The 24,271-nt window shown below is 53.0% G+C and carries 19 protein-coding genes; 13 read left to right on the forward strand and 6 right to left on the reverse strand.

Going from position 1 to position 24,271, the window contains the following annotated elements; genetic code table 11:
- Nucleotides 1–198 precede the first annotated feature (198 nt).
- Complete coding sequence (locus tag IK012_RS03225) at nucleotides 199–1,140, reverse strand: aldolase catalytic domain-containing protein (RefSeq protein WP_290950411.1); 942 nt, start codon at nucleotides 1,138–1,140, stop codon at nucleotides 199–201.
- 438 nt (nucleotides 1,141–1,578) lie between these two features.
- Here IK012_RS03225 and IK012_RS03230 point away from each other — a divergent pair, with 438 nt between their 5' ends.
- Both IK012_RS03230 and IK012_RS03235 read left to right on the forward strand, forming a co-directional pair.
- On the forward strand, nucleotides 1,579–3,666 hold the full coding sequence (locus IK012_RS03230) for a M6 family metalloprotease domain-containing protein (RefSeq protein WP_290950413.1): 2,088 nt from the start codon (nucleotides 1,579–1,581) through the stop codon (nucleotides 3,664–3,666).
- A 136-nt stretch (nucleotides 3,667–3,802) separates the two neighbouring features.
- On the forward strand, nucleotides 3,803–5,260 hold the full coding sequence (locus IK012_RS03235; protein WP_290950415.1) for a carboxypeptidase regulatory-like domain-containing protein: 1,458 nt from the start codon (nucleotides 3,803–3,805) through the stop codon (nucleotides 5,258–5,260).
- Between the two features lie 78 nt (nucleotides 5,261–5,338).
- Here the strand turns inward: IK012_RS03235 and IK012_RS03240 are convergent, their stop codons facing one another.
- Nucleotides 5,339–9,250 (reverse strand): hypothetical protein, encoded by a 3,912-nt coding sequence (locus IK012_RS03240; protein ID WP_290950418.1) that lies wholly within the window; start codon nucleotides 9,248–9,250, stop codon nucleotides 5,339–5,341.
- Between the two features lie 217 nt (nucleotides 9,251–9,467).
- On the opposite strand from IK012_RS03240, the gene IK012_RS03245 reads away from it, so the two are divergent.
- From IK012_RS03245 to IK012_RS03290, 10 genes are all read left to right on the forward strand, one after another.
- A complete protein-coding gene (locus IK012_RS03245; protein WP_290950421.1) occupies nucleotides 9,468–10,898 on the forward strand; it encodes a hypothetical protein in 1,431 nt (476 codons plus the stop codon).
- 31 nt (nucleotides 10,899–10,929) lie between these two features.
- Nucleotides 10,930–12,351 (forward strand): ATP-binding cassette domain-containing protein, encoded by a 1,422-nt coding sequence (locus IK012_RS03250; protein WP_290950423.1) that lies wholly within the window; start codon nucleotides 10,930–10,932, stop codon nucleotides 12,349–12,351.
- A gap of 120 nt (nucleotides 12,352–12,471) precedes the next feature.
- A complete protein-coding gene (locus IK012_RS03255; protein WP_173384586.1) occupies nucleotides 12,472–13,050 on the forward strand; it encodes a DJ-1/PfpI family protein in 579 nt (192 codons plus the stop codon).
- A 167-nt stretch (nucleotides 13,051–13,217) separates the two neighbouring features.
- A complete protein-coding gene (locus IK012_RS03260) occupies nucleotides 13,218–14,342 on the forward strand; it encodes an Mrp/NBP35 family ATP-binding protein (protein WP_290950427.1) in 1,125 nt (374 codons plus the stop codon).
- The gene (locus IK012_RS03265; RefSeq protein WP_173379427.1) at nucleotides 14,339–14,635 is read left to right on the forward strand and encodes a DUF971 domain-containing protein; all 297 of its coding nucleotides are present in this window, start codon (nucleotides 14,339–14,341) and stop codon (nucleotides 14,633–14,635) included. The genes IK012_RS03260 and IK012_RS03265 overlap by 4 nt, the downstream gene beginning before the upstream one ends.
- Before the next feature lie 58 nt (nucleotides 14,636–14,693).
- The gene (locus IK012_RS03270; RefSeq protein ID WP_173379428.1) at nucleotides 14,694–15,542 is read left to right on the forward strand and encodes an RNA polymerase sigma factor RpoD/SigA; all 849 of its coding nucleotides are present in this window, start codon (nucleotides 14,694–14,696) and stop codon (nucleotides 15,540–15,542) included.
- A complete protein-coding gene (locus tag IK012_RS03275) occupies nucleotides 15,542–17,254 on the forward strand; it encodes a tetratricopeptide repeat protein (protein WP_290950432.1) in 1,713 nt (570 codons plus the stop codon). The genes IK012_RS03270 and IK012_RS03275 overlap by 1 nt, the downstream gene beginning before the upstream one ends.
- Before the next feature lie 216 nt (nucleotides 17,255–17,470).
- Complete coding sequence (locus IK012_RS03280) at nucleotides 17,471–19,393, forward strand: tetratricopeptide repeat protein (RefSeq protein WP_290950434.1); 1,923 nt, start codon at nucleotides 17,471–17,473, stop codon at nucleotides 19,391–19,393.
- Between the two features lie 9 nt (nucleotides 19,394–19,402).
- Nucleotides 19,403–19,834, forward strand: coding sequence for a septal ring lytic transglycosylase RlpA family protein (locus IK012_RS03285; RefSeq protein ID WP_290950437.1), 432 nt, complete (start codon nucleotides 19,403–19,405; stop codon nucleotides 19,832–19,834).
- 121 nt (nucleotides 19,835–19,955) lie between these two features.
- Entirely contained in the window at nucleotides 19,956–20,183 is a 228-nt protein-coding gene (locus IK012_RS03290; RefSeq protein WP_290950440.1) for a hypothetical protein, read from the forward strand.
- Between the two features lie 23 nt (nucleotides 20,184–20,206).
- Here IK012_RS03290 and IK012_RS03295 read toward each other — a convergent pair whose 3' ends face one another.
- The 4 genes from IK012_RS03295 to IK012_RS03310 all read right to left on the reverse strand — a co-directional run bounded on the left by IK012_RS03295 (nucleotide 20,207) and on the right by IK012_RS03310 (nucleotide 23,352).
- Nucleotides 20,207–20,863, reverse strand: coding sequence for a hypothetical protein (locus IK012_RS03295; RefSeq protein WP_290950442.1), 657 nt, complete (start codon nucleotides 20,861–20,863; stop codon nucleotides 20,207–20,209).
- Nucleotides 20,864–20,906: 43 nt separating this feature from the next.
- The gene (prmC, locus tag IK012_RS03300; RefSeq protein WP_290950445.1) at nucleotides 20,907–21,794 is read right to left on the reverse strand and encodes a peptide chain release factor N(5)-glutamine methyltransferase; all 888 of its coding nucleotides are present in this window, start codon (nucleotides 21,792–21,794) and stop codon (nucleotides 20,907–20,909) included.
- Between the two features lie 12 nt (nucleotides 21,795–21,806).
- Complete coding sequence (prfA, locus tag IK012_RS03305; RefSeq protein WP_290950448.1) at nucleotides 21,807–22,874, reverse strand: peptide chain release factor 1; 1,068 nt, start codon at nucleotides 22,872–22,874, stop codon at nucleotides 21,807–21,809.
- Nucleotides 22,875–22,971: 97 nt separating this feature from the next.
- A complete protein-coding gene (locus IK012_RS03310; RefSeq protein ID WP_290950452.1) occupies nucleotides 22,972–23,352 on the reverse strand; it encodes a hypothetical protein in 381 nt (126 codons plus the stop codon).
- A gap of 55 nt (nucleotides 23,353–23,407) precedes the next feature.
- On the opposite strand from IK012_RS03310, the gene tsaA reads away from it, so the two are divergent.
- Nucleotides 23,408–24,217: a tRNA (N6-threonylcarbamoyladenosine(37)-N6)-methyltransferase TrmO gene (gene tsaA, locus IK012_RS03315; protein ID WP_290950456.1), complete on the forward strand. Its 810-nt coding sequence runs from the start codon at nucleotides 23,408–23,410 to the stop codon at nucleotides 24,215–24,217.
- Nucleotides 24,218–24,271 lie beyond the last annotated feature (54 nt).

A 24,271-nucleotide genomic window follows, 5' to 3' on the forward strand; every position in this document is an offset into this window, starting at 1 on the left:
CGCCTCAAGATTAGTCGTGGGACTCGCCTCCTAGTTGTGGGACTCGCTTCGCGAGTCCACAACTCGTCGCCTCGGTCATGGAAAAATGCAAGCATTTTTCCGCGACACTCGGCTCCTAGGGGACTGCTTCGCAGTCCCTCATCTATCGGCTCGCCTATACAAAAGCACTAGTGCTTTTGTGCAGGTCTCGCCTCATTATTAGTCGTTCATCATATGATTATAGAACTTGCGGTAGTTGTCCTTGTCTTCGGTCTTGCGGACGGCGATGGCATCCTGCGGGTGGCGGTTGAGCATACCCGTGATCATCTGCGGGATGATGTAGCCCCACTCGTACTTGCTCTGCAGCGGGAGGAAGAGTTCCTGGATGGCGTCGAGCACCGGACGCAGGTCGTACTTCGGGTTCTTGAGGAAGCTGAGCAAGAGTTCGGTGGTGCAGTTGCCTGCGCCGCGGCCCATGCCGGACACCGAGCCGTCGAGGTAGTCGACGTGGTTGATGATGGCCTGGATGGTGTTGCTGAAGGCGAGCTGCTGGTTGTTGTGACCGTGGAAGCCGAACTTCTTGTTCTTCACGATGCTCTTGTAGCGGGCGAGTTCCTTGTCGATGTCTTCCTGGTAGAAGGCGCCGAAGCTGTCGACGAGGTAGAGCACGTCGGCCTTGCATTCTTCGTTCACCTGGTGGAGCGCTTCGTCGAGTTCCGGACCGCGGTCACGGCTCACGGCCATGATGTTGAGGGTGGTCTCGTAGCCCATGTCGTGGAAGGCGTTCACCATGCTGATGCCCTTGTCGATGTTCTTGACGTAGCTGGCCACGCGGAACATCTGGTACGGGCTTTCGGCGGCGGGCTTCACGGCGTCCATGTTCACGCGGCCCACGTCGGCCATCACGGCCATCTTCATGTTCGATTCGATGCCGTCCTTCACTTTCCACAGAAGGTCGTCGTCGCAGAACTTCCACGGGCCGTATTCCTTCGGGTCGAAAAGTTCGGGGGAGTTCTTGTAACCCATTTCCATGTAGTCGATGCCGGCTGCGGTGAGGAGTGTATAGAGTCGACGGACGAATTCCAGGGAGAAGTCGTGCTTGTTGACGAGGCCGCCGTCGCGGATGGTGCAGTCGAGGACTTTGATTGTTTCGTAGTACATGGTCTTTTCTTTGGTTGATTGTTAATTGCTCCGCAAACATAGGTTTTAGGATGCGCATGGTCAAGTAGATGAATATACGGAAATTGAAAAAGTTGTGTAATCTACGCAAAATGAGCGTAGAAATGGGCGAAAATACTGAAAATGGCGAGAATTTTGTGGCCGATTGCGTCGTTTTGAGGTGCTGGCGGATGCGCCCCTCGAGCGCCCTTTAGGCCTCTTACCTTGCTCTAACCAAGTGCGATTTTATATTCTACGCTTAAAATGCGTTAAATATGAACGTGCGACTATGTACGACGCTGTTCTGCCCCGTTTTTTTTCGTGGTGGATGTTCCCGATTCGGGTGATGTTGGTCTGTTTGGAAACTAAAGTTTTCCTGACGTGCAAAAAAATTAGAACGCTGTCGTGCCTTTTAGCTTATTTTATGATAGAGGTGTGCGAATGTGGTTTTACAAGTTTTGTCCTCTGATTGCGATTGCCGTCGCTTCGCTTTTTGGGGTGAGTTTTGCCGGCCCGGCGAGTCCGTTCCCGATGATGGTGAAAAACCCGGACGGCTCGGTCGTGGTGATTCGCAATGTCGGTAACGAGAAACTCCATTATACGGTAACGGAAGACAACGAGCTCGTCGTGCGCGACAGTCTCGGTTTTTGGAACTATGCGGATACGGCGGGCAAGCCTACCGGGATGCGCGTCCACAGGCGCGGTGAACGCGAAAAGGGCGAAAATGAATTTCTGAAAAAGCACAATTCCAAGGAAATCATCGACAGGTTCCTGAAATCCCGCAAACTGCAGCTGCAAAAGAGGGATTCCGTTTCGGTGATGCCGCTGCGCAAGGCGGCTCCGCTTCGTGCCAGGGCCAACACGCTGGAAGAAGTCCTTTCGCGTGCGACCCGTCCGCAATTTGACGAGAGCATAACGATGGGTGAATCCAACGTGCTGGTGATTCTCGTGGAGTTTAGCGATATCAAGTTTCTGTCGTCGACTCCGCAGCAGGATTTTTTGCGCTACATGAACGAGGACGGCTATTCCGAAAACGGGATGCGCTGGAGCGTGCGCGAATATTTTGTCAAGAATTCCATGGGCGTGTTCAAGCCGACGATTGACGTGGCTGCGCCCGTGACGCTTTCTAAAACGCGCTCGTATTACGGTACGCAAGAGACTCCCGACGCGGCCTTCACCGAGGCCATCAACTTGATCAAGCAGCGGGGCGATATCGACTTCAGCAAGTACGACAACGACCACGACAAGACCGTGGATTACGTGTACATGATTTATGCGGGCGTGGGCTCCGCGGATTCGGACGTGCAGGATGCCATATGGCCGCAGGCGGGCGACGTTTGGCCAACGATAAATCTGGGCAGCAGGTCGAATCCGCTGTATATTTCGTCGTATGCGTGTTCCGGCGAGCTTAACGGCATGATGTACACGTACGGCCAGATTTACCATCCCAGGACTCCTTCGCGCACCCTGGCGGGAATCGGCGTGCTTGTTCATGAATACAGCCACGTGCTCGGCCTGCCGGATTTTTACGATATCACGGACGCGCAGAATTATTCAACGCCCGTAGTCTGGAGCCTGATGGACCTGGGTGAATACAATACTTATCCCAGTTCGTCGGGCGGTTCGTACAACCCGTTCAACCCGTTCGCTACGGTTGACACGGTGCAGTATATGTGCGGGAGCGCGCCTCCGCGCCTGAACGGGTTCGAGAGGTTTTCGCTGGGGTGGCTGACCCCGCGGATTCTCCCGAAGGTGAATGGCGAGGTGACTCTGCGTGGAATTGACCAGAACGATGCGATTCTGATTCCGTCGACGAACAAGAAGGATTACTTTATACTCGACTACCGCGCAAAATACGATTCAATTGCGCCCATGCCGAGCAGCGGGCTTTTGATTTGGCGCATCAACTACAGCAGGACGGCGTGGGGCGGAAACGAGGTCAATATCGGCAAGAATCTTCACATGTACCTCTACCGCGCGGATAACGACTTTACGATGGATAACCAGCGGTACGCCGCGCAGGACGACCCGAACTTGAAAGGGGACCCGTTCCCGGGCCGCAAGGGCGTCACGGAGTTCGACGGATTCGTCACCTATCAGGGAGAGGATCTCGGATTGCGCATTTACGATATTGTCGAGGGGGATTCCTCGGTGACGTTCAAGGTGGAATGGGACAATCCCGATCCGGTCTCGAGTTCGTCGGAAGTGGCGAGCAGCAGTTCTGAGATGTCGTCGAGCAGCGTCGTCATGGCGGGAAACTCCAGTTCGGAGGGTCCGGTGGCCTTGCAGGGCATGCCTGTGCCGGCGGGCGCGTTGCGCGTGGAGGCCGGCGTTGTCCATGCGGAAGTTCCGGCTGCGGGCCTGAAGGTGTTGCGCGTGTTCGACGTGCAGGGGCACCTGAAGCGCAGCGAGTTCTTTGCCGGCAACGCGGTGGCGGTGAACCTGAATTCGCTGCCGCCCGGAAGGTACGTTGTGCGGCTCGATGTGGACGGGGTCTTCCTGAAAAAGGGCCTGGTCGAATTGAAATAGGAAAATTCGCGAAAAAAACGGAAAATCCATGTAAATTTTTTTACATGGATTTTTTGTCAATGTTACTTTGGGTGTAGCGATGGATATCCTCCTTGCAGGAATATAGATTCAACGTACACACCAAGGTAGGTATGGTATGAGGATGTTTTCTATCGCGAGTGTGTCGCTGGGACTCTTGTTGTCTACGGCGGCATATGCTTTTACTGTCTCCGGAACGGTCAAGGACGAAACCGGCAAGCCTGTCGAAAAGGCTGCCGTTTCGCTCATTGCCAAGGGGCTGCGTACGCAGACCGATGCTTCCGGCGCATTCACCATCCATCAGGATGAATCTGGTCCGTATGCCCTGCAGCAGCGCGCAGCTTCGGTGGGCTTTCTCTCCGTGAACGGCGGGGTGCTCTCGTTCTCGCAGGGTTCGGGCTCTCCAGTCCATGTGCAGATTTTCGACATGGTCGGCAACCGCTTGCTCGACGAGACCCTCTACGGTTCGGGAACAATCGACATGAAGGCTTCCGTGAAGGCTCGCGGTGTCTACATGGCGCATGTCCGTGTCGGTTCCGCGTACCAGAGCTTCCGTTTCACGGCCGACGGCAGTTTCAATGCGGCTTTCGGCGGCAAGACGTCTGCGAAGGCGCTCCTCAAGGTGGGCGATTCCGATGACCTGCGCGTCGTCGCCGACGGCTTCGATACGCTCAACGTGAAGCTCAACAATCTCGATACGACTCTCGCGCTCACGCTCAAGAAGACCGCTCCGCCGCAGCCGCAGTACGCCTACGGTTGGGGCCTCAAGAACGATCCGGTTCCTTCGAGCGGTTGCGGCAAGGATGCCCCCAATCTCAACTACCAGTACCGCGGCGACAAGCCCCATTTCGAATTCAAGTGGAGCAAGGGTACGCGCACCGTGCGCATCGACGTTCCCAAGAGCTACGACAAGAACAAACCTTACAAGCTCATCTTTGGCATGCAGTGCATGGGCGGCTGGGCCGGCGGCGTGCAGGACGAAGGCTACTATGGCCTGAAGCCGCTCGACAAGAACGAGACCGCCATCTTCGTGGCGCCCGAAGGCAACGGAAACCAGGCCCCGTGGGCTCAGGATGACTACCAGTTGTTCGACGAGCTTCTCGCAATGCTCGAAAGCAGCTTCTGTATCGATTCCAGCCGCGTGTTCTCTACGGGCTTCAGCTACGGCTCCATGTTCAGCAACGGACTTTCGTGGAACCACCAGGAAGTGCTCCGCGCCGTGGCCGTGTACGAGACTGCCGAACGCAACATCTGGTTGCCGAAGCGAGAGGACAAGGGCATCGGCTGGATGGGCGTGCTCGGGCTCGATGACGGTCTTTGCACTCCCGAGATGGGACGCGCCGCACGCGATATCATCTTGACGCTCAATTCCGAAGGCGGCAAGGCGAAGAACGAAAGGGCCGAAGAGGCCCAGCGCAATGCGGCCCACAAGTGCTATGACTATACGACCGTTGAGGAACGCTTCCCCGTCCGCTGGTGCACGCAGAGCGGTGGCCACATCTGGGACCACAAGGATCCGGGCCAGAACAAGTCCTGGGTACCCGAGACCACGTGGGATTTCTTCAGCAAGTTCTAGCAGGAATTCATCCACACTCCAAAAACTCCCCGGATTGCTCCGGGGAGTTTTATGTTTGGCTACTGTTTTTTTGAACTATTATAACCGAATGAGAGGCTTGACTACGCTCGTCATATTGAACACGATGTTGCCTTTGCTGTCCTTGATGATGATGTCGATGCTCTTGATACCCTTATTCTTTAGCTGCAGAGGGAAAACCTCGTAGCCTTGGCTGTTGGGGCCTACCTTGAGTGTGGCTAGCTTCGATTCCGACCCAAAGTTTCCGATCATATTCTTTATGCTTTTGACCCACACGGTATAGGTTTCGGTGGAATTTTCTGCATTCAACCAGGAAACCTTCACTTCAAGGGGATCGGTACAGCGGGCATTGGTCAAGTTGTAGTCCTTGAATTCGCTAATGCTTCTATTCACCCTGGTTATATTCACGCCATCGCTTACGCGGAAGATGTCGGCGCGGATATTCATCCCGGCAATATTGATTTTGAAGTATTCGCACTCGACATTTCCGGAGGTATTGGTGGCAAGTTCGATATCGGTTATGGGCGCGTATTTGTTGTCGGTCGAAAGGCTGTAATTGAATGTATTGGTTACCCCGTTGCCCGTGTAAGTGAGCGTTATTTCGGTGCGCTTGTCGCTTCGATTTACCAGGTTCCCGTAGATGCTGGCGGGTTTGGGCATGCTGACGTTGGCCGTGAAGGTGTACCAAACGCCCGCCTTGATTCCGGTCAGCTTTGACAGGGGTATCTTGAATATCGTACCGTCTTTCGGATCTTTTTCGAACTTGATTTTTGCTTCCCATATTTGGTCGGGAGCGTTTTCTCCGAAGACCGTGACTCCTTGGGCGTGTTTGAAAGTACGGCCCGAGAAGAGTTTGGGTTCGCTATCGAATGGCTTTTCCGTGTAATACGAGGGGAGCAGTTCTAGTGACTTTATGACCGGCATTTGGTTCTTGGCTGTGATAATCCAGTAACCATTTTTGTCTTTTATACACAACTTGGGGTTGGTGAACGAAATGACCTTGTTCCCGATGGTAAGACGCAGCTCTAGTTTTGATTTGGGGAGAGTCTGCTTCTTTGTGGAATCGAGGGTCAATCGCCATATCCTTTCCTTTGTCGTTTCGATTCCGGTCAGTACGTACGGGGCGTTCTCGTTGACGATGGGTGTCGGTAACGTCTTGACAATGGGATTCTTGACGATGGCGTTGAGCTCGTCAAGGATTGCCTGGGTGTCCTCGTAGCATTTTGTGAAGTAATCCTTTTTGGTCAGATTCTGCTTTTGGAACCCTGCCGCGACGGTATCGTCAAAATGGAAATAGGCGATCATCTTGTCCGGCTGGCAAAGCCAGGTATGGAAAAGGATGTCTTTGTAGTAGGTGCTCTGATCGTAGTTGTTTTTGGCGCCGTGATAATCCCGATAGTATTTGCACGAGTAGAAGGGCATGAATCCGTTCTGGGCGTCGTTCTTGACGGCACGCATGTGGTTTATTTCGTATCTGAAAAGCGCAAACGCGGAATAGTCATTGACGTAACAACGGTAATCGTCAAGATTGAATTTGCAGTGGCCTTCGCTTGGATACCCACCGTATATGGAAGTGTTGGAGCTCATCTTCTGGGGGAGGGTGATGCTTCCGCCTAGGCAGGGTTCGTAGAACAAGCCGTACATTCCATAATGGGAATATCCCTTTGTCGTGTAATGGGCGTACGTGCTGTACTTCGCGTTCGGGAAAAGCTTGCATAAGTCGTTCATGATGTACTTTTGCTGCAGGTTCGCAGTGAATTCCATCATGACGCAATCCCAGATATTGATTTCGCGGCGTGTTGCGAAATCCTTGAAATTCCAGTATCCGAAACTTGGCTTTTGGGACGGAGTCTTATCCCACTTGGCCTTGTTGACCTCAGAAAGGAAGATTTCACCGGAGGCTTGGTAGGAGCGATAGGAATGGAACCCTCTGGATTCCAGCTTGGGTAGGATTTCCTTTTGGAAGCGTTCGGTATCGCTGATGGCGTTCCACATTTTTGTGAAATCGAGTTTGCCGTTAGTCTGGTACAGGCTTATGTTGAAACAATCCGAATCGTCGGTCTTGCCGCTATAGCAGTGTTCGATGCGACCATGCGTTTTTGTGAACCATGCGGTGTTGTATATTCTTTCCAGGTCGGAGTAGGCGTAGTCGATGTCGATGCCGAAGCTATGGATTTTCTTGAATATGTCGTGCAGCACATCTTGCGCGGCGTGGCATCCGGAAGAGGGACGCAGGTCGGTGGGGTCGTCGGGGTCGCCGATGTTCAGCCATTCCGAGAAGTATTTTTTTGCGCGCTTGACGCGCTCCCTGCAGGTGATAAGGTATTCGGCAAGGTCATTCCCGTTTTTCTTCAGTGCTTCGAGGAATTCGGGGTCGATTTCTCGTCCGGGTATCACCTTGGGGTGATTGTAATGGATGGGAGAATCGAAGAAGAGGTAGCCTTCGCCGCTGAATGTATCTTGTGCGGTATCTTGCGCGTGTCCGGAATAGACCATGGAGAAGATGTAGTCGCGTGTTAACCGCAGGTCTCTTTTGCTAAGAAGCTCTTTCTGGTCGCCATAGACGGTACGATCTTCGTTAAAGTTGTCGATGGTCTTGTGGATGAAGGTGCCTTCCTGCGCATCCAAGATGGCTCCGCCCATGAGCTGCCACAGGAATCCGTCAATGGATATGCTCCTTTTGCCCTTGGGTTGGGCGAGGAGTCGCCTTGCAAATTGTTTTGCTGCGTAGGTGGCTGTGGTTGTGGAAAATGCTGCTGGACTGTTGTAGGCTTCTTCGAAACTACAGTTGTCGAAAAGGCTGCGGTAATTGTTGTGCTTTTTGGGGTGCGAGGTGTCTTTTTCGATGAGCTCGTCTGTGACAAGTACGTTCGATTTCCAGACAAAGGAATTGAATTGGTTGGTATCCTTGGGGTAAACCGGAACCTTGATGTCGCAGGTGAATAGTGTAATCTTGTATTTCTTCAGCAGTTTCTGGAAAACGGCGTGAATCACTGTATTGGATATGGTCTTCTTTGGCGCTTTTTTTAATAAATCATTATCGACAATTTTAAATACTGGCGACAAATCCTTTTTCTTTGTTAGGCCTATGAAAAAGGCTGGGTGGTTCTGAATATCTTCGTTGTTGTATTTTACCTTCGTGCAGATTTTTTGCCAAACGTAGATTCCAGGTAAGGCTTTCCCCTTGTGACGGACTTCGCCGAAGTGTATCGTAGATTTGAGAAGCCTATCGCCTTCGGTAAGGGCTTCTGCCGCAGGCTCTTCGTAGAAGAAGGGAATGTCTTTGGGGTAGGTGAAGGGGACGACTTTGGGCGTACTATTGCAGAAAACGAAAAGGTAGGCTTCTTTTCTCCCGTCGAAAATTGCAGGCGGGATCTTGAATTCGTAGGTTTTGTCTTCTGCGTATTCCTTGATGCGAATTACGGATTGCAAAAAGATGGTGTTCGAACCAATGAACGGGTCGGCGCAATCCTTGATTCTTTTGCTTATTTTCGTGTCTGCAAGTTGGTTGTCGGCGTCCCCTTCGGTGATGCCATTTTCCATCAGTTGCTTTTTGATGGATTCCCTGAGGTTGGAGGAATCGACTTCTGGCGTGATATCTTTTGTGGAAAGCCCGATGAGGACGCTTTCCGAGAATTTTGAATCTGCTGCAATACTGCTTTTTAAGCCGGAGACGACAACCTTGTGGATGTCCGGTGTTATTTTATAGGAAAAGATGGCGTAGGCCTTTATTTCTGAGGGCTCGATAATCCCGATGCTCGACATTTTAACGAAGCTCCTGAAGGTCGAGTACTTGAGAGGTTCTCCCTGTACAGACGGAATATCGTCGAAATGGACAATCTTCGGGACCTTTTTGGTCAAGCTGGTGATGGTTTCTTCTTTGACCTTTTTGGTGTCTTTTTTAGCTATTATTTTTGCTTTCTTGGCGGCTATCTTCTTGATTGTTTTTGCTGATATTTTTTTGGAACTCATGATTTTTCCTTTGTTTTAAGAATACTTTGTTTAATATATAGCATTGAAATAACAAAAATTTATCTTGTGTGCATAATTTTATTTACATTCTGTAATACAAACAAAATACTTTGTATTTTATTGGGTAAAATCAATAACCTCTCTGGCCTCACGGCCGGGGTATTTTTTTGATGCAAAAAAAGGTATTTTAGGGAAAATCCCGTTTGGATGAGCCAAGATGAAAAAAATCTTTAAAATTCTGCTGATTGTATCTGCTCCTCTTCTGCTTGTTGCTGCGTTTTGCGGCTATCATATTTATCGTGCGCTATCCTTGGACCCGGGCTTTTTCTTGTCGGGTGATGGATCCGGTGGCCCGGAGAGTGCGCTGAATATGTTGCAATTTTCGAAGACCTTGCCGAAGGGGATTGTTTGCGGAGAATTGCCGGATCAGTTGAAGGAGGATAATCTCGACCCGAAAGAGTTTATGGAAATTGGCTCTGCGGTTGATTTCTTGTTCAGAATGCACGGTAAATCCGGAAAAATTACGGGGTATAGGTTTACGCAACGGTACGAAAAGGATTCTCTGGAGGGGGAACTCCGTTCAAAGTGGGGCGAGGGAACTGTAATTACCCGGTATTCAAAACGGTATTTAAAAGATGATAGTTGCTTTCGGGTTTCAAAAACGATTAAGGCAGAATCTGCGGATTCTGTTGTTGTGTTGGAAACTAGCTTTTCCGGTGATTCTAGTTTGTATGTGGGACGGCACAAGAATGGAATTTTGACGGAATGTGTTGCTTGCGAGTGGCGTGACGGACGCTGCAACAAGGTGATTAGCGAAAATAGAATGGAACTAGATTCGGTTTCAGGAAAACTGCTCGGTTATACTTCTAGAACGCGAGAAACTTATGTTGAGGGCTCCCTGTATGTGGGCAACGAATTCCATGCGGATAAAATGATGTTTGACAGTTTGCAGCGCGTAGTCCAGTATGAATTTAATGGTCAAGTCTTTCGCTATGAATATTCCTCGGACGATACGGCGAACTACAATGTGAACATATTTAGTGAATCGGGACGGAAGGTCGGCTTTTACAAGAGAAAGTTTAAACAAGATCGTGAAATACTCAATTACGGGACCGATCGTTATGAAAGGGAAATAACCCGTTATTATGAGAATGGGAAATTGATTAAGGAGACTTCGGAAAGGATCGATTTTTATGAGTCTGTGACTTTCCAGGCGAAGCTTTTTGATTTAGCTGGCAACGTGGTGCTGGATTCTTTATTCTATGAAGAAACCTTTTTCCCTGGAATGCGTTTTTCCCCCAATTCATTTATCATAAGGCATAATTATGATGAAAACGGAAAACTCAAATCTTATGAACAATTCCAGGAGTCTTATAGGAGAACGTTCCCGTTCTTTTTTGTTCCTGTCAATTTGGAATCAAGAGTTGAAGTCGGAAAACTCAAATTTGATTACGATGATACAGGACGTTTAAAAACGATAACGGATGAAAGCGAAGATGAAAATCGGGCGTTGCGGTATTACTTCCCGTTTGCTATGCACCGAATTGTCTATTCGAATGAGAAACTTGAAAATTTTCAAAAATGCATGGAACCATATAATCCTTATAAGCATTTGAAACCGAAACGGAGTACTCCGAAGCAAGAGTGATATTGCTCGCTTTTTTTCTAAATTTGGGCGCATGGAATTCAAACGTTTTGAGGCCCTTATAGAGATGTTCCCGCAGGTGCAGATTTTTAGCACCGAGGGCGAGGACTTGGACCGGGTCATTACTCACTTTTTGAACCAGCGGAAGAATGTCTCCACCATGTCGGAGGCGATGCAGCGGAAGATCCAGCATGCGCTGGCTCCGTTCTTCCAGCAGCGCTTTATCAGCCTGCACGACGAGGAGGCGCCGCTGGTGCGTCACCTGCTTTCGAAAAAGAAGTTCTTCTTGCAGACGGACCGCTATATCGACGACATGGCCTGGCCCGAAATCGACCCCGAGAAGTTGGGCGATGCGCTGAAGATTGCTGACCTTTCGGAAGAGATTCTGGACCGCAAACTTCTGAGCCTCTCGAACGGTGAACTGCGGCGCGTGCTCTTGGCCCGCATGTGGATGGAAAATCCTGAATGGGTCTATTTCAACGATTTGTTCGGAGGGCTCGATCCGGAGTACCGCCGGCACCTGGCCGCAAGCGTCGTGGAACTTTGCAAGCGCCCGGGCCTGAATGTGGCGGTGCGCCTTGCCCGCGAAGATGAACTGCTGCCCGAGATTCCTGCGTTCGTGTATGCGAACAAGACCTTCACGCAGTATGAAGGTTCGTTGCCGAACGAAGTCGCGAAACCGAAGTACACGAAGAAGGAACTGAAGGACTACGAAATCGTGGAACTTAAGGCGGTGAAAAGCGATGCCGCTGGCAAGGTTGCTGAGCCTGCCGAAACGAACGGCGCGGATTCCGAAATCCTTTTCGACCTGAAGAACGTGAACGTGCAGTTCGGCGATACGACCGTGCTCAAGAACCTGAACTGGACTGTGCGCAAAGGCGAACATTGGGCGGTGATGGGCGAGAACGGAGCCGGCAAGAGTACGCTCCTCGGGATGCTCACCGCGGACCACCCGCAAATCTACAAGAACGATATTACTTTGTTAGGGATGCGCCCGGGCTGTGGCCTGAACATCTGGGAACACAAGGCGAAACTCGGATTCTTCTCGCCGGAGCTGGCGCTCCAGTACCGCGAAGACCTTAGTCTGCAGGAGGTCTTGTGCACGGGCTTTACCGCGAACCTCTGCAAGGCGGAGAATACCACCTGGGAAGAACGCGCGAAGGCGAAGGAATGGCTCGAATACCTTGGCTTTGAAGATGTGAATGCGCGCTTCCGCAATCTTTCACCCATCGACAAGCGCGTGGTGCTCATGGCGCGTGCCGCAATCCGGCCGCCCGAGGTGCTTTTGCTTGACGAACCCACGCAGGGGCTCAAGGGCGAATACCGCAAGAAGATTTTCGATTTGTTGCAGCTCCTGTCGAAGGAGACGACTATCATCTTGGTGAGCCATTACGAAGAGGAATGGCCGCCCTGCATGACGCACCTGTTGCGGATGCCCAAGTTCTCCGGAACTTAGTGCAAACGGTGGTTTGTTAAAAATTATATACGTACATTCCTGTAACGTTTGATGTATTTTTTATAACTCAACTTATGTTGGTTGTAAAAAAGAAAACAAACTATTTATCAGGAGTACGTAATGACAAAGAAGGTTCTGCTTCTCTGTGGCGATTTTACCGAAGACTATGAGACCATGGTCCCATTCCAGTCCATGTCCATGCTGGGCTATCAGGTGGATGCGGTTTGCCCTGACAAGAAGGCTGGCGAAACGGTAGCTACTGCAATTCACGATTTTTTGGGCGAACAGACTTACGCCGAATCCCGCGGGCACAACTTCGCGCTCACGGCTGATTTCGACGCGGTGAAGGTGAAGGATTACGAAGGCCTGTTCATTACCGGTGGTCGCGCTCCGGAATACATTCGCCTTAACGAACGCGTGCTCAAGATTGTGAAGGAATTCTTCAAGGCCAAGAAGCCCGTGGCCGCGATTTGCCATGGCCCGCAGGTGCTCGCCGCTGCTGGCGTGCTGAAGGGTTACAAGGCTACCGCTTACCCCGCCGTGGGTCCGGACATCACTCTTGCCGGTGGCAAGTACGTGGCCGTGAACGTGGACGAAGCTGTGGTGGACCGCAACCTGGTTACCGCTCCGGCATGGCCTGGCGATACGGCGATTGTCCGTGAATTCGTGAAGCTCATGGGTGCCAAGATCAAGATTTGATTTTTGCGCTCTGCTGAGAATTGTTTTTTCAAAAAATTCTCTTTCTATAAAAGACATGTACTGTCGGTATGTGTCTTTTTTTGTTTTGTGAAAAAGTCTAAATTTCGTTTGAAAAAAAGATTGGGTCCAAGCGACCAGTAACCATCGACCAGCAACCAGCGACCATTATGCAACTGACTGAACAGAACATTTTGAGTGTCTTGCGTGCGGTGCAGGATCCGGACCTGCACAAGAACATCGTGGAACTGAACTTTGTCCAGAACTTGAAGATTGACGGAGACAAGGTGAGTTTCGACTTGCGCCTTACGACGCCCGCGTGTCCCATCCGCGACAGGTTCAAGGACCAGTGCATCGCCATCGTCAAGAGTCTCGGCGCGAGCGAAGTGGAGGTGACTTTTACTGCGCAGGGTCGCGTAGAAGGCTCCAATACGGCGGCGCAGGCTCCGAAAGTTTCGTACATAAACGAGGTCTCGCATGTGGTGGCCGTTGCCAGTGGCAAGGGCGGCGTGGGCAAGTCTACGGTGACGGCGAACCTCGCCATGGCGCTCAGCCTCTCGGGTGCCCGCGTCGGCATTCTCGACGCCGACATCTACGGCCCGAGCATGGGGCTCATGTTCGGTATCGACAAGGCGCCGGAAGTTTTTGACGACAATACGATTGCGCCTGTCGAGGCGAAGGGCGGCATCAGCATCGTGAGCATGTGCATGTTCGCCGCCTCCGACAAGGCGACCATCTGGCGTGGCCCGATGGTTTCGCAGATGATTCAGCACTTCATCCATCATGTGCGGTGGGGCAAGCTCGACTACCTGTTGGTGGACTTCCCTCCGGGAACGGGCGACATCCAGCTTACGCTCACGCAGAACTGCCCGATGGCCGGAGCCGTCGTGGTGACGACCCCGCAGGAAGTGGCTCTCGCCGACTGCCGCAAGGGGCTTGCCATGTTCGATTCCGTGGGAGTACCTGTGGTGGGCGTCGTCGAGAACATGAGCTACTTCATTTGCGACGAGTGCGGCAAGCACCACAACATATTCCGCGAAGGCGGCGGCGAGCGCATCGCGAAGAGCTGGGGCGTGCCGCTTATCGCGAAGGTGCCGCTTGAACCCGCGGTGGCGGGCTGCGGTGACGAAGGTACGCCTGCGGTGTTACGTTACCCGAACTCCGAGTCGGCGAAGGCCTTTATGCAGGCCGCCGATGCAACGGTCCGCACGCTCTCGATGTTTGCGTCTGAGGCCGATGGCGTGCTCAAGAATTTCAACTTCGAGTTCGAACAACTTCCGGTGGAGGACGCATGATTCAGCCGAAGAAAATATTTAGGACAAAGGACGGGCGCCTCGGGTTCGAGTGGAACGACGGCACTCGCGGTGCATGCGCCATACGCGAACTGCGTCTCGCTTGCCCTTGCGCTTTGTGCGTTGATGAACATACGGGCGAGAAATTGTTGGACGAATCTACCGTCGCAACTGACATAAAACTTACAAGAATACAATCCGTCGGTCGGTATGCCGCAGGGCTTACCTTCAGTGATGGTCACAACTCGGGAATTTACCCTTACGACAAATTGAGAGAATTGACGGGAAAGGCGTAAAAAGCCATATTTGATTGACCGAAGTTTTTTACTAGGTGGATTGATAGGTGTAAAGGTTATGAGTGATTTTAACGAAGCGCTTTATTTTCGCGACCTGAATCGCTACCCGACGCTCTCCCCGCAAGAGGAGATGGCGCTCTTGACGATTATCCGGTCCGACGAGAGCGAAGAGATTCGCAAGTCAGCCCTCCAACGGCTCATTCGCGGCAACCTTCGCTTTGTCGTCAGCGTTGCTCGTAAGTACCAGGGGAGAGGGCTTGCGCTTCTTGACCTTATCAACGAGGGGAACCTGGGTCTTTTCAAGGCGGCCAAGCGCTTCGATATGGAAAAGGACGTCAAGTTCATCAGCTATGCCGTGTGGTGGATTCGCCAGTCTATCCAGAAGGCGCTGTTTGAACAGGTTGGCGCGGTCCGCATTCCGCCTAACAAGCTTGCACTGGTGAACCGCTTCAAGCGGGCCCTGATGCTCAACAACGGCGATTACGACAAGACCATCTCCATGGAAGAGTTCGCTCCGTTCGAACGCGACATCGTGGAAGTCATGGAAAAGATTGTCGATATTTCGCTCGATGCGCCTATCGGCGACGACGTCGGCAGTAGCGGTTCGGATTCCGTGAGCACCCTCATGGACGTACTCGGGTCCGACGGCAACCAGGACGACGATATGGAGAAGGACGAACGCAAGAAGCTCATCCAGGAGACTCTTGCCTCGCTGCCTCGCCGCGAAGAAGAAATCCTCCGCATGTTCTACGGTCTCGATACCGTGGAAGATACGACGCTCAAGGACATCGGCGAAGACTTGCGCCTTTCCCGTGAACGCGTCCGCCAGATTAAGAACAAGACCTTGCGCCGTTTGCAGAAGAGCAAGGAACATAAAGAAAAACTCGCGGACTTCCTGGAGCTTTAATGTCTCAGTCATCGGCTACAGCCCGTAAGGCAGCTTATTGGTTCTTGGCCGTTTGCTGTGGAGCCCTCCTTGCCATGGGCGGTTTCAAGGCGTACGAGGAATTCGGCCCGTCTAAGGTCTCGATCGAGGCGGTCCCGTTCGGGCTGTCTTCTGCGGGCTCCGTGGCACGTGGCGATTCGCCCGACCTGAATGCCGGGGTTTCGGGACTTCCGGTGCAGACTCAGGCTGAACTGCGCCGTGCGGTAGAACTTTCTCACGGCGGCAATTACCAGGCCGCGATCGAAATTTTCGAAGCCATCGTGATGATATACCCGGACGTCCTCAAAGTCCAGTGGGAAGAACTTAATACTTTGTTTGAAAAGAACGCCCTTTCGGAACGCGAAGAATATCGCCTGAAGCAGTTCGTGGAATTGCTCAAGGCCCGCTATCCGGGTGGCGTCGCCATGTATATAGAAAGCCGCCAGGCTGCTCGCGCTTCGGACTTGTCGCTCGCGTTGCAGTTTGCGCAGGTCGCCGCCGAGAAGGCTCCCGCACTCTACGATGCCCGCCTTTGGTTTGCAAAGCTTTTGCTCAAGGAAGGAAGGCTTGCGCAGGCCGCCGCAGAATGCCATGTGGCGATAAGCCTTTCGGCGGGTGCGGACCCGCGCGCCTACGAAATCATGGCGAAGCTTTATCACGACCAGGGGCTCCTGGACAGCAGCTCCGCGGTGGTGGAGTATGCGCTCACTCAGTTCCCGGTGAATATGGAACTGCGGCTGCTGCAGGGTTACCTTGCCGAATACCGCGGGCATTTTGACGCGGCGGACAAGATATACCAGAGGATTCTCGCGCTCGACCCGAGCTTCACGAAGGCTTCGGAGGCGGCGGCGACTCTCGGTGAGAAGTCTCCTCCGGGAACGGGGGCGGCGGTCAGCCTCACTCCGCGTGACCGCGCGCAGATGGCGGTGGACATCCTCTCCCCGCTCGTGGAACGCTATCCCGAAAACCTGCCGCTTCGCGAGGCGCTCGGGCTTTCGTACCTCAAGGGGCGCGAGTTCGACCGTGCCCGCATCCAGTTCCAGGAAATTTTGAACCGCGACCCGGAATATCCGGATATCCGCCAGCGCTTGCAAGAATCCAACGTCACTAAGCCCGCTCCGGTATCGGCGGCAGACGGGCTTGCGGCGAACCTGAACCGCGCGCTCGACAGCATCAAGGGAACGAACGCCCCTTCGAAGGAACATGACTTCACGACGATGCTCGGACATTACCTTGTTCGTTACGGTGCCACTCCGGGTGAATTTTTCAAGAAGTATGCCATCGGAAACTTCAGGCCTATCCGCGCGAACGTGTGGCAGGAAACATTCTTCGACGGTTCGTACAAGCATACCTACACGGTGGTGTTCGATTCGCTCAACCATTTCCGCGAAGTGCACGTGGTGGTTTCGGATTCCTCGGTGAGGGCGAACCACATGGGCATGGCGCCCGAAATCTACACGCGCCTCTTGAAGCAGAACTCCCGCATTTCGGGCATCGGCAGCAGTACCGGCGAGACGGACTGCGGCGACAGCGTCGTGCTCGACGCCTCGGTATGGGAGACTCAGGACAACTTCGAAATCCTCGCGCGCGTTGTCGGCAAGCCTTCGGAAGTACGCATGGTGCGCTTCGACAAGACGGCGCTCCCGCCCGGCCTCAAGCTCTGCGACTACATTCCGTACTTGAAAGAATTCTAGTGCCGCTGCGTGGCAGTTCGTTGTTCTAACTTAGTTGCTATTTGCTAGTCTCTGAACGCTAGTTTATAGTTTGGCGGCGTATCCGCGATTATTTTAACTAGTAACTATCAATTAGTAACTGCACCGCAGGTGCCCAGTAAATATTGACTGATAACTAGCCCGTAAGGCGTAACTAATAACTGGTTTCTAGTAATTTTTTTTTGTATCTTTACTCCCATGTTCCGTATGCGTTACATGGCATATGTCTTGATTATTTTTGCTGCTTTCGTTCTCGATGGCTGCACTTGTTGCGCATACTTGAACCACATGTTCAATGCGGAACGCATTTACGACGAGGCGACCGAGATGCGAACCGCCCGTCTCGACAGTGTTTCCGATCCCGAATCTTCGATGCCCTCTTCCGAAGAGAGCATGAAGTACGACAAGGTCATCGAGAAGGGTTCCCGCGTGCTGGAACGCTTCCCCAAGAACAAGAAGCGTACTGCCGAAGCCGTGTTCCTCATCGGCGAATCTTTCCGTCACAAGGGCGAGTGGGGCAAGGCCATTATCAAGTACGACGAGTTCGAACGCTACTTCGCCGACCACGATTCCATGCGTACGGTGGAATACCAGCGCGCCTACTGCCTTTACAAGAACCTCGAGTACAATATCAGCCGATTCGCTCTCGAACCGGTCGTAGCCGACAAGAAGCATCCGTACTATTTCCAGGGATTGAACCTGCTTTCGCTTTTGGATGAACGTTCCGAACATCCGGACCAGGCTATTGAGGCTCTGGAGGCAGTACTTGCCGATACCGCGGGCACGCCGTTCATGAAGGGCAAGGCGCATTTCCGCCTGGCCGGCCTGTACTTCAAGAAAGAAAACTGGGACAAGGCGCGTGAGCACTATACCGCGAAAGAGATTGAGTTGCTGAATACGCGCGAACGCCAGACTTCTGGTGAACAGGCCGCGGAATGCCTCATCAACAAGAAGGAATACCTGAAGGGTGCCGACGAGTACAAGGCGCTCTACAAGAATCCCGAATACGAGTCTAAGCAGGCGGAATACCTGGTGCGCATTGGCGAGGCCACGCTGCTGGGCGGCCGCTATCCGGATGCCTTCGTCATTTTCCAGAAGGTGAATACCGAGCATCCCAAGTCGCAGTTCGCTTCGCGCAGTTACTTCAACCTTGGCGATTACGAGCAGAACAAGACGCTCGACTACGAGAAGGCGATTGTCTATTACGACAGCAGCTTTATTTCGCGTACCATATGCGAATGGGCGCAGAAGAGCCGCGAACGCAGGGATGCGCTCCGCAGGCTGCTCTCGATGCGCAAGCAGAACGATAACGTGAAGAAGGACTCCATCCCGAACATGGGCCGCTTCTTCGGGACTGAATTCCAGATTGCCGAACTCTTCTTGTTCAAGCTTTCGGAAGTGGACAGCGCTCTTGCGCGCCTCACCGGCATTATCGAGAATGCGGACGATTCCGTGAAGGTGTTGCGGGCATCGTATGCGCGTGCTTTCATTTACGACGAGTTCAAGGGCGATCCCGATACGGCGGAAGAGCTTTACAAGGAAATCATCGAGAAGTACCCGAATACCGAATATGCAAAACAGGCGCAGGCGAACCTGGGCATGAAGGTGACGATGAAGACCCAGGACGACCAGGCGCGTGACATGTACATGCGCGCCGAGAGCCTGTGGACCGTTGCTTCGGAAATGCCGCTCGACCAGATGGACCTCGTGGATTCCGCATATGCGAATGCTTTCTACGTGTTCGACAGCTTGTACCAGCAGTATCCCGGAACGGACGCGGGCGTGCAGGCGCTCTACATGAAGGCCGTTTACTACCAGATGAACCCTGAACTGAGGCTCGACAGCGCTACCGCTATTTACAGGACGCTTCGCGACAAGTACGGCAGGACTCCGTGGGGGCAGTATGCCGCCAAGGTGCTGAACAACCGCAGGACCAATACGGACGATAATCTCGAACGCCTGCGCAAGCGCGTGAAGCAGAGCCTGGAGCACATCGACAAGCTTTCGGAACAGTATTACGAGACCTTGAGCAAGAAGCCCGAAGAGAAGCAGGCTGAAGTCAAGAGCAAGGAAGACGAAATTCTCGAGAACACGTACAACAGCATGTACGATTTTGAATAGGGTGGGCCTATGCGCGTAGCCCTGATTGTCTCTTTTTGCATCGCGGTCGTCCTGTGCGGTTGCGCCGAGAAGGAAAGCATTTCGGCCCGCAAGGGTTTTGTGCGTTTTCCCGAAAAGCAGTATGCGTCAAAGGAGAAGGCGAAAATCGGGCTTGAGATCAAGGGCCAGGCGAGCTATTATGGCCCCGGATTCGACGGGAAGAAGACGGCGAGCGGGGAAATATTTAACCAGAACGACTACACCTGCGCGCACAAGAATCTGCCGTTCGGCACGAAACTCAAGGTGGTGCGCAAGGATAACGGCAAGAGCGTCGTTGTGCGCGTGAACGACCGCGGGCCCTACGCCAAGGGCCGTATTTTGGACCTGAGCGTCGCTGCGGCGAAGCAAATCGGGCTCGACAAGGCTGGTCACGCCGAGGTGGTCGCGACCGTCATTGAATAGGCGGATTTTTTTTTTGGAAAAATGCCGAAATGTCATAATATGACATTCGGTGAATCTATATTTTACTGCACAGAGAAGCACTTAAACGTCTGTGTGCTTTTCTTTGAAAAAGAGGTAAAATATGGCTAAGAAAACCAAGTCCGATGTTGCGTCCCGCGTGTATGAAGTGCCCGAAAGCGTCCCCTGGGATTCGGGATTTTCCCTGTTCAAGCGCCGCATAGGTGAACAGCTCCAACTGAACGGCTTTTCGGACGGGATTGTCGACGACAGCGACTTGCTCCCGTTCTACCGCATGGGCGAAAGCGAGACATATGTGCTCAGCGCTCTCGGTTGCGCTGTCTGCGAATGATTAGGACGCCCGCAAAACAGTTCTTATTTGCGGTTGATGCGGAACAGCACCTGCAGGGAATTTATGTGATTGCCGTTGCTGTCGTAATCCTCATGGTAGTTCTCGCCATCGCTATCGACGATACCGAGATAGCGCCATCTTATGCCGATACCCATGTAGAACCTTTCGGAAATTTCCCAATCTTTGCCGAGTTCCAAGTCGATGCCCATGACCAGATCGTCAGAGCGGTGATTGCCTAATATGACAATAGTGGGATCACTTATGAAGGATAGACCCATCAAGGCCTTTGCACCGAAGAATGTCCCGTGCAGGAATGGGTTCTGGCTGCGGGAGAAGGGAAAGACCGTGGTTCCGAAGCCGCCGACTACGACAAGAGCGTTTATTTCCCTGACTTTTTTGCCGTATTTATCGTACTGTTTGGGCAGGTCGTAATCTCCGTCGATGGTGTAGAATCCGAAAGATCCCTGCAGGGTTGCTGCTTCCTTGATGAGCATGCCTAGCGAAACTTCTCCCACGAAGCCGAAACCAGTTCCGTCATAACTATTTCTGTTGAGACTGGTTAAATTGGCTCCCAAATCGGCGTTGACGTAGAAACTGCTTCTTTTGGGTGCGGAATTGTCCTGGGCGAATGCAGCTTCGCAAAAAAGAGCAACGAACAAGACGAGAATAATTCGCTTCATATTTTTCTCCTTTTGATCCCCTTTAGAATTAATTTAGCAAAAATTATTTCGCTTTGTAGCTTACGAAGCGGATGTTGCCGCAGAAGTCCTTGTGGATTCCCGTGAATTCCAGCCACGGGTAGCTTGCGGCTTCTGATTCGAGGACGCTTGCCTGCTCCGACCCGATTTCGAGGAGGATGGATGCGCCCGCGGAGAGCCTGCCTTCGGTCTGCTTGAGCATCTTGCGGACAAGCGAAAGGCCGTCGGGTCCGCCGTACAGGGCGAGCTCCGGGTCGAACTTGTCAACTTCCGGCTGGAGTTTTCCTTTTTCCCCGTCGGGAATGTAGGGGAGGTTCGCGATAAGGCTGTCGATTTTCGCGGAAGCGTCGCCCGCGGCCTTTGCCATGGCTTCACCGCTCACTGCATCGAGCAGGTCGCCTTGTGCAAATTCGATGGGGGTTTCGTTCGCGTCCGCGTTTTCCTTCGCAAGCGCGAGCGCTTCTGCGGAGACGTCTGTCGCGAGAACCTTGGCGCCCGGGATTTCCTTGGCGCAGGCGATTGCGATTGCGCCCGTGCCCGTGCCGATTTCGACGATGAAGGGGGTGGCGACGCTTGCGAGGCGTTCCTTCGCCATGTCGACGAGTTCCTCGGTTTCGGGGCGCGGAACCAGCGCACGCGTGTCACACTTGATGGTGTGCCCGCGGAAGCTCGTGTCGCCCACGATATGCTGCAGCGGCTCGCGGTTCGCACGGCGCGCTACCAGCGGGCGGAGCTTGTCGAGTTCCGCGGCCGAGAGCGGCTTGTCGAAATTCAGGTAGAGGTCCATGCGCTTCTTGATGCCGAGCCCGAAACAGATGATGTATTCCGCATCGAGGCGCGCGTCGGGCACGCCCTTCTTCTCGAAGAAGACTTTGGTGCGGTTCAAAATTTCAAGAACGGTCATCTGCGGCATAGACTAAAAACCTTAAGCGTTGAACTTTCCGAGCTTTTCCTGGGCGTTCGCCATCTGGAGACCGTTGATGATTTCGTCGAGGTCGCCGGTGATGACTTTGTCCAGGTTGTAGAGCGTGAGGCCGATACGGTGGTCGGTCACGCGGTTCTGCGGGAAGTTGTAAGTGCGAATCTTTGCGGAACGGTCGCCGGTGCCCACCAATGCCTTGCGGCTGGCGGCTTCTTCCTGTTCCTTCTTGGCGATTACGGCGTCAAGAATCTTGGAACGCAACATTTCCATGGCGTGCAAACGGTTCTGCAGCTGGCTACGTTCGGTCTGGCAGCTCACCACCACGCCTGTCGGGATGTGGGTGAGTCGCACGGCGGAGTCCGTCTTGTTGATGTACTGGCCGCCCGCGCCCGAAGAACGGTAGGTATCCATGTGGATGTCGGCTTCGCGGATTTCCACGTCGACTTCTTCGGCTTCCGGGAGGATGGCGACTGTCGCGGCGGAAGTATGCACGCGGCCCTGCGTTTCGGTTTCGGGCACGCGCTGCACGCGGTGAACGCCGCTCTCGAACTTGAGTGTTCCGTACACGCTGTCGCCTTCGATAAACACGCGGATTTCCTTGTAGCCGCCCACGGTGCCTTCGCTTGCATCCTGGATGGTCATCTTCCAGCCCATGCGGCTGCAGTAACCCTGGTACATGCGGAACAGGTCGCCTGCGAAGAGCGCCGATTCGTCACCGCCGGTACCGCCGCGGATTTCAAGGGTCGCATTGCGGTAGTCCCACGGGTCCTTCGGCACCATCAGAATCTGCAGTTCGTCGGTGACTTCCGGCAGCTTCTTTTCGATATCCGAAATTTCGGATTTGGCCATCGCGACCATCTCGGGGTCGGAATCGCCGAGGGCGCCCTTCCATTCGTCGAGGTCGTTTACCATTTGCAGGTATTCCTTCGCTTTCAGGACGGCCTTCTCGATTCCCTTGTACTGCTTGTGAATCTTGTTGTAACGGGCCTGGTCGGCGAGAACGTCCGGGTTCCCGAGTTCCGATTCCAGTTCCTCGTACTTTTCAATCAATTTTTTTGCTTTATCTTTCATCGGATGCAAATTTAGTAAAAGGTGAGTGCTGCGACAAAGCAAACTATTGCTTTGGCATTGCCGAACCGTACTAAATGCGCCTCAAAGAAGCGCCAATTTAGAGCCCGTCTAAAAATCCGCCAATTATGCCTCCTGCTACTTCTCCAGCGGCGTCAATAGCTTGGTCTATTACAGGACCGGCAGCGTCAATAGCCTTTTCTGCGACAGATCCTGCTACATCGATTGCTGTATTTGCGGCGGCCCCTGCGGTGTCAATAGCGGTGCTTGCTGCTGATCCTGCTACATCAATCGCTGTGTTTGCGACAGACCCAGCTGCATCAATTGCTGGTTTGGCGATACTTGATATTTTGTCGACTACGGTATCGAAGGCCGCGTCGATAGCATGGTCGCCAATAGAGCTTAGAACCTGTTCCACGAAGGAAGGCTCATTTGTGGCGCTTTGTGTTTGGTTTAGATTTTCAATCGGTTCGTTATTCATATTTGATAAATTATTAAATTTTGCGTGATAAATTGTTGCTTTGTACAATGATTTTATGCAAATCACTCCGATAGGTACATTTTTCGGCGATGCCGTCTACAAGTACGAGGCTCCCCGTCAGGGGAGGCTTTTTGCTGGGCATCCTGGCCGTATCGTGTTGAACGAGGGACAGAATTTCGAGATGGCGCTCCGCGACCTGGACGGATTCGAACGCATCTGGGTGATTTTCCAGTTCCACGAAAATGAGGGGTGGCGCCCGACGACGCGTCCGCCCGTTCCGCCCAAGGGCAAAGACCGCGTGGGCACTTTCGCGAGCCGCAGTCCCTACCGCCCGAATCCAATCGGGCTTAGCTGCGTGCGCCTGCTGAAAATTGATGGCCTTACTTTGTATGTAGACGAAGCGGACTTGCTGAACGGTACTCCGGTACTTGACATCAAGCCGTATATCCCGATGGCGGATGCCTTCCCGGATGCGAAGGCGGGATGGGTCGAGGAACAGGTGGGAGACTTGTGGACCGTCGATACGACCGAGGAATTTGCCGCGCAGAACCGATGGATTGCGGAACATAGCGAATTCGACCTGGACAGTTTTGCCAGGGTGCAACTTTCCCGCGGGAACTTTTCGAAGGACCTGTTTGACAGTTCGCGCCGCCGCTTGACAATCGATGAAGTCGCCTGTACGGGAGTGCTCGCCTACCGCACTTTCCGCATCCATTTTACCTACGATGAATCGAATCGCTTGGTTTGCCTGCAGCGCATATTGAGCGGTTATGCCGCCGAAGAACTGCAGGAAGGCGCCGAAGACAAGTACGGCGACAAGCAGTTGCACCGCGATTTCTTGAAATCATTTGGCATCGCGCCATAGCGCAAGGCGGTGTCGGTTTCCCGATGCGTGCGCAAGCGTTTGCGGCGATTTAAA

The sequence above is a fragment of the Fibrobacter sp. genome, assembly GCF_017551775.1.
Lineage (GTDB): Bacteria > Fibrobacterota > Fibrobacteria > Fibrobacterales > Fibrobacteraceae > Fibrobacter.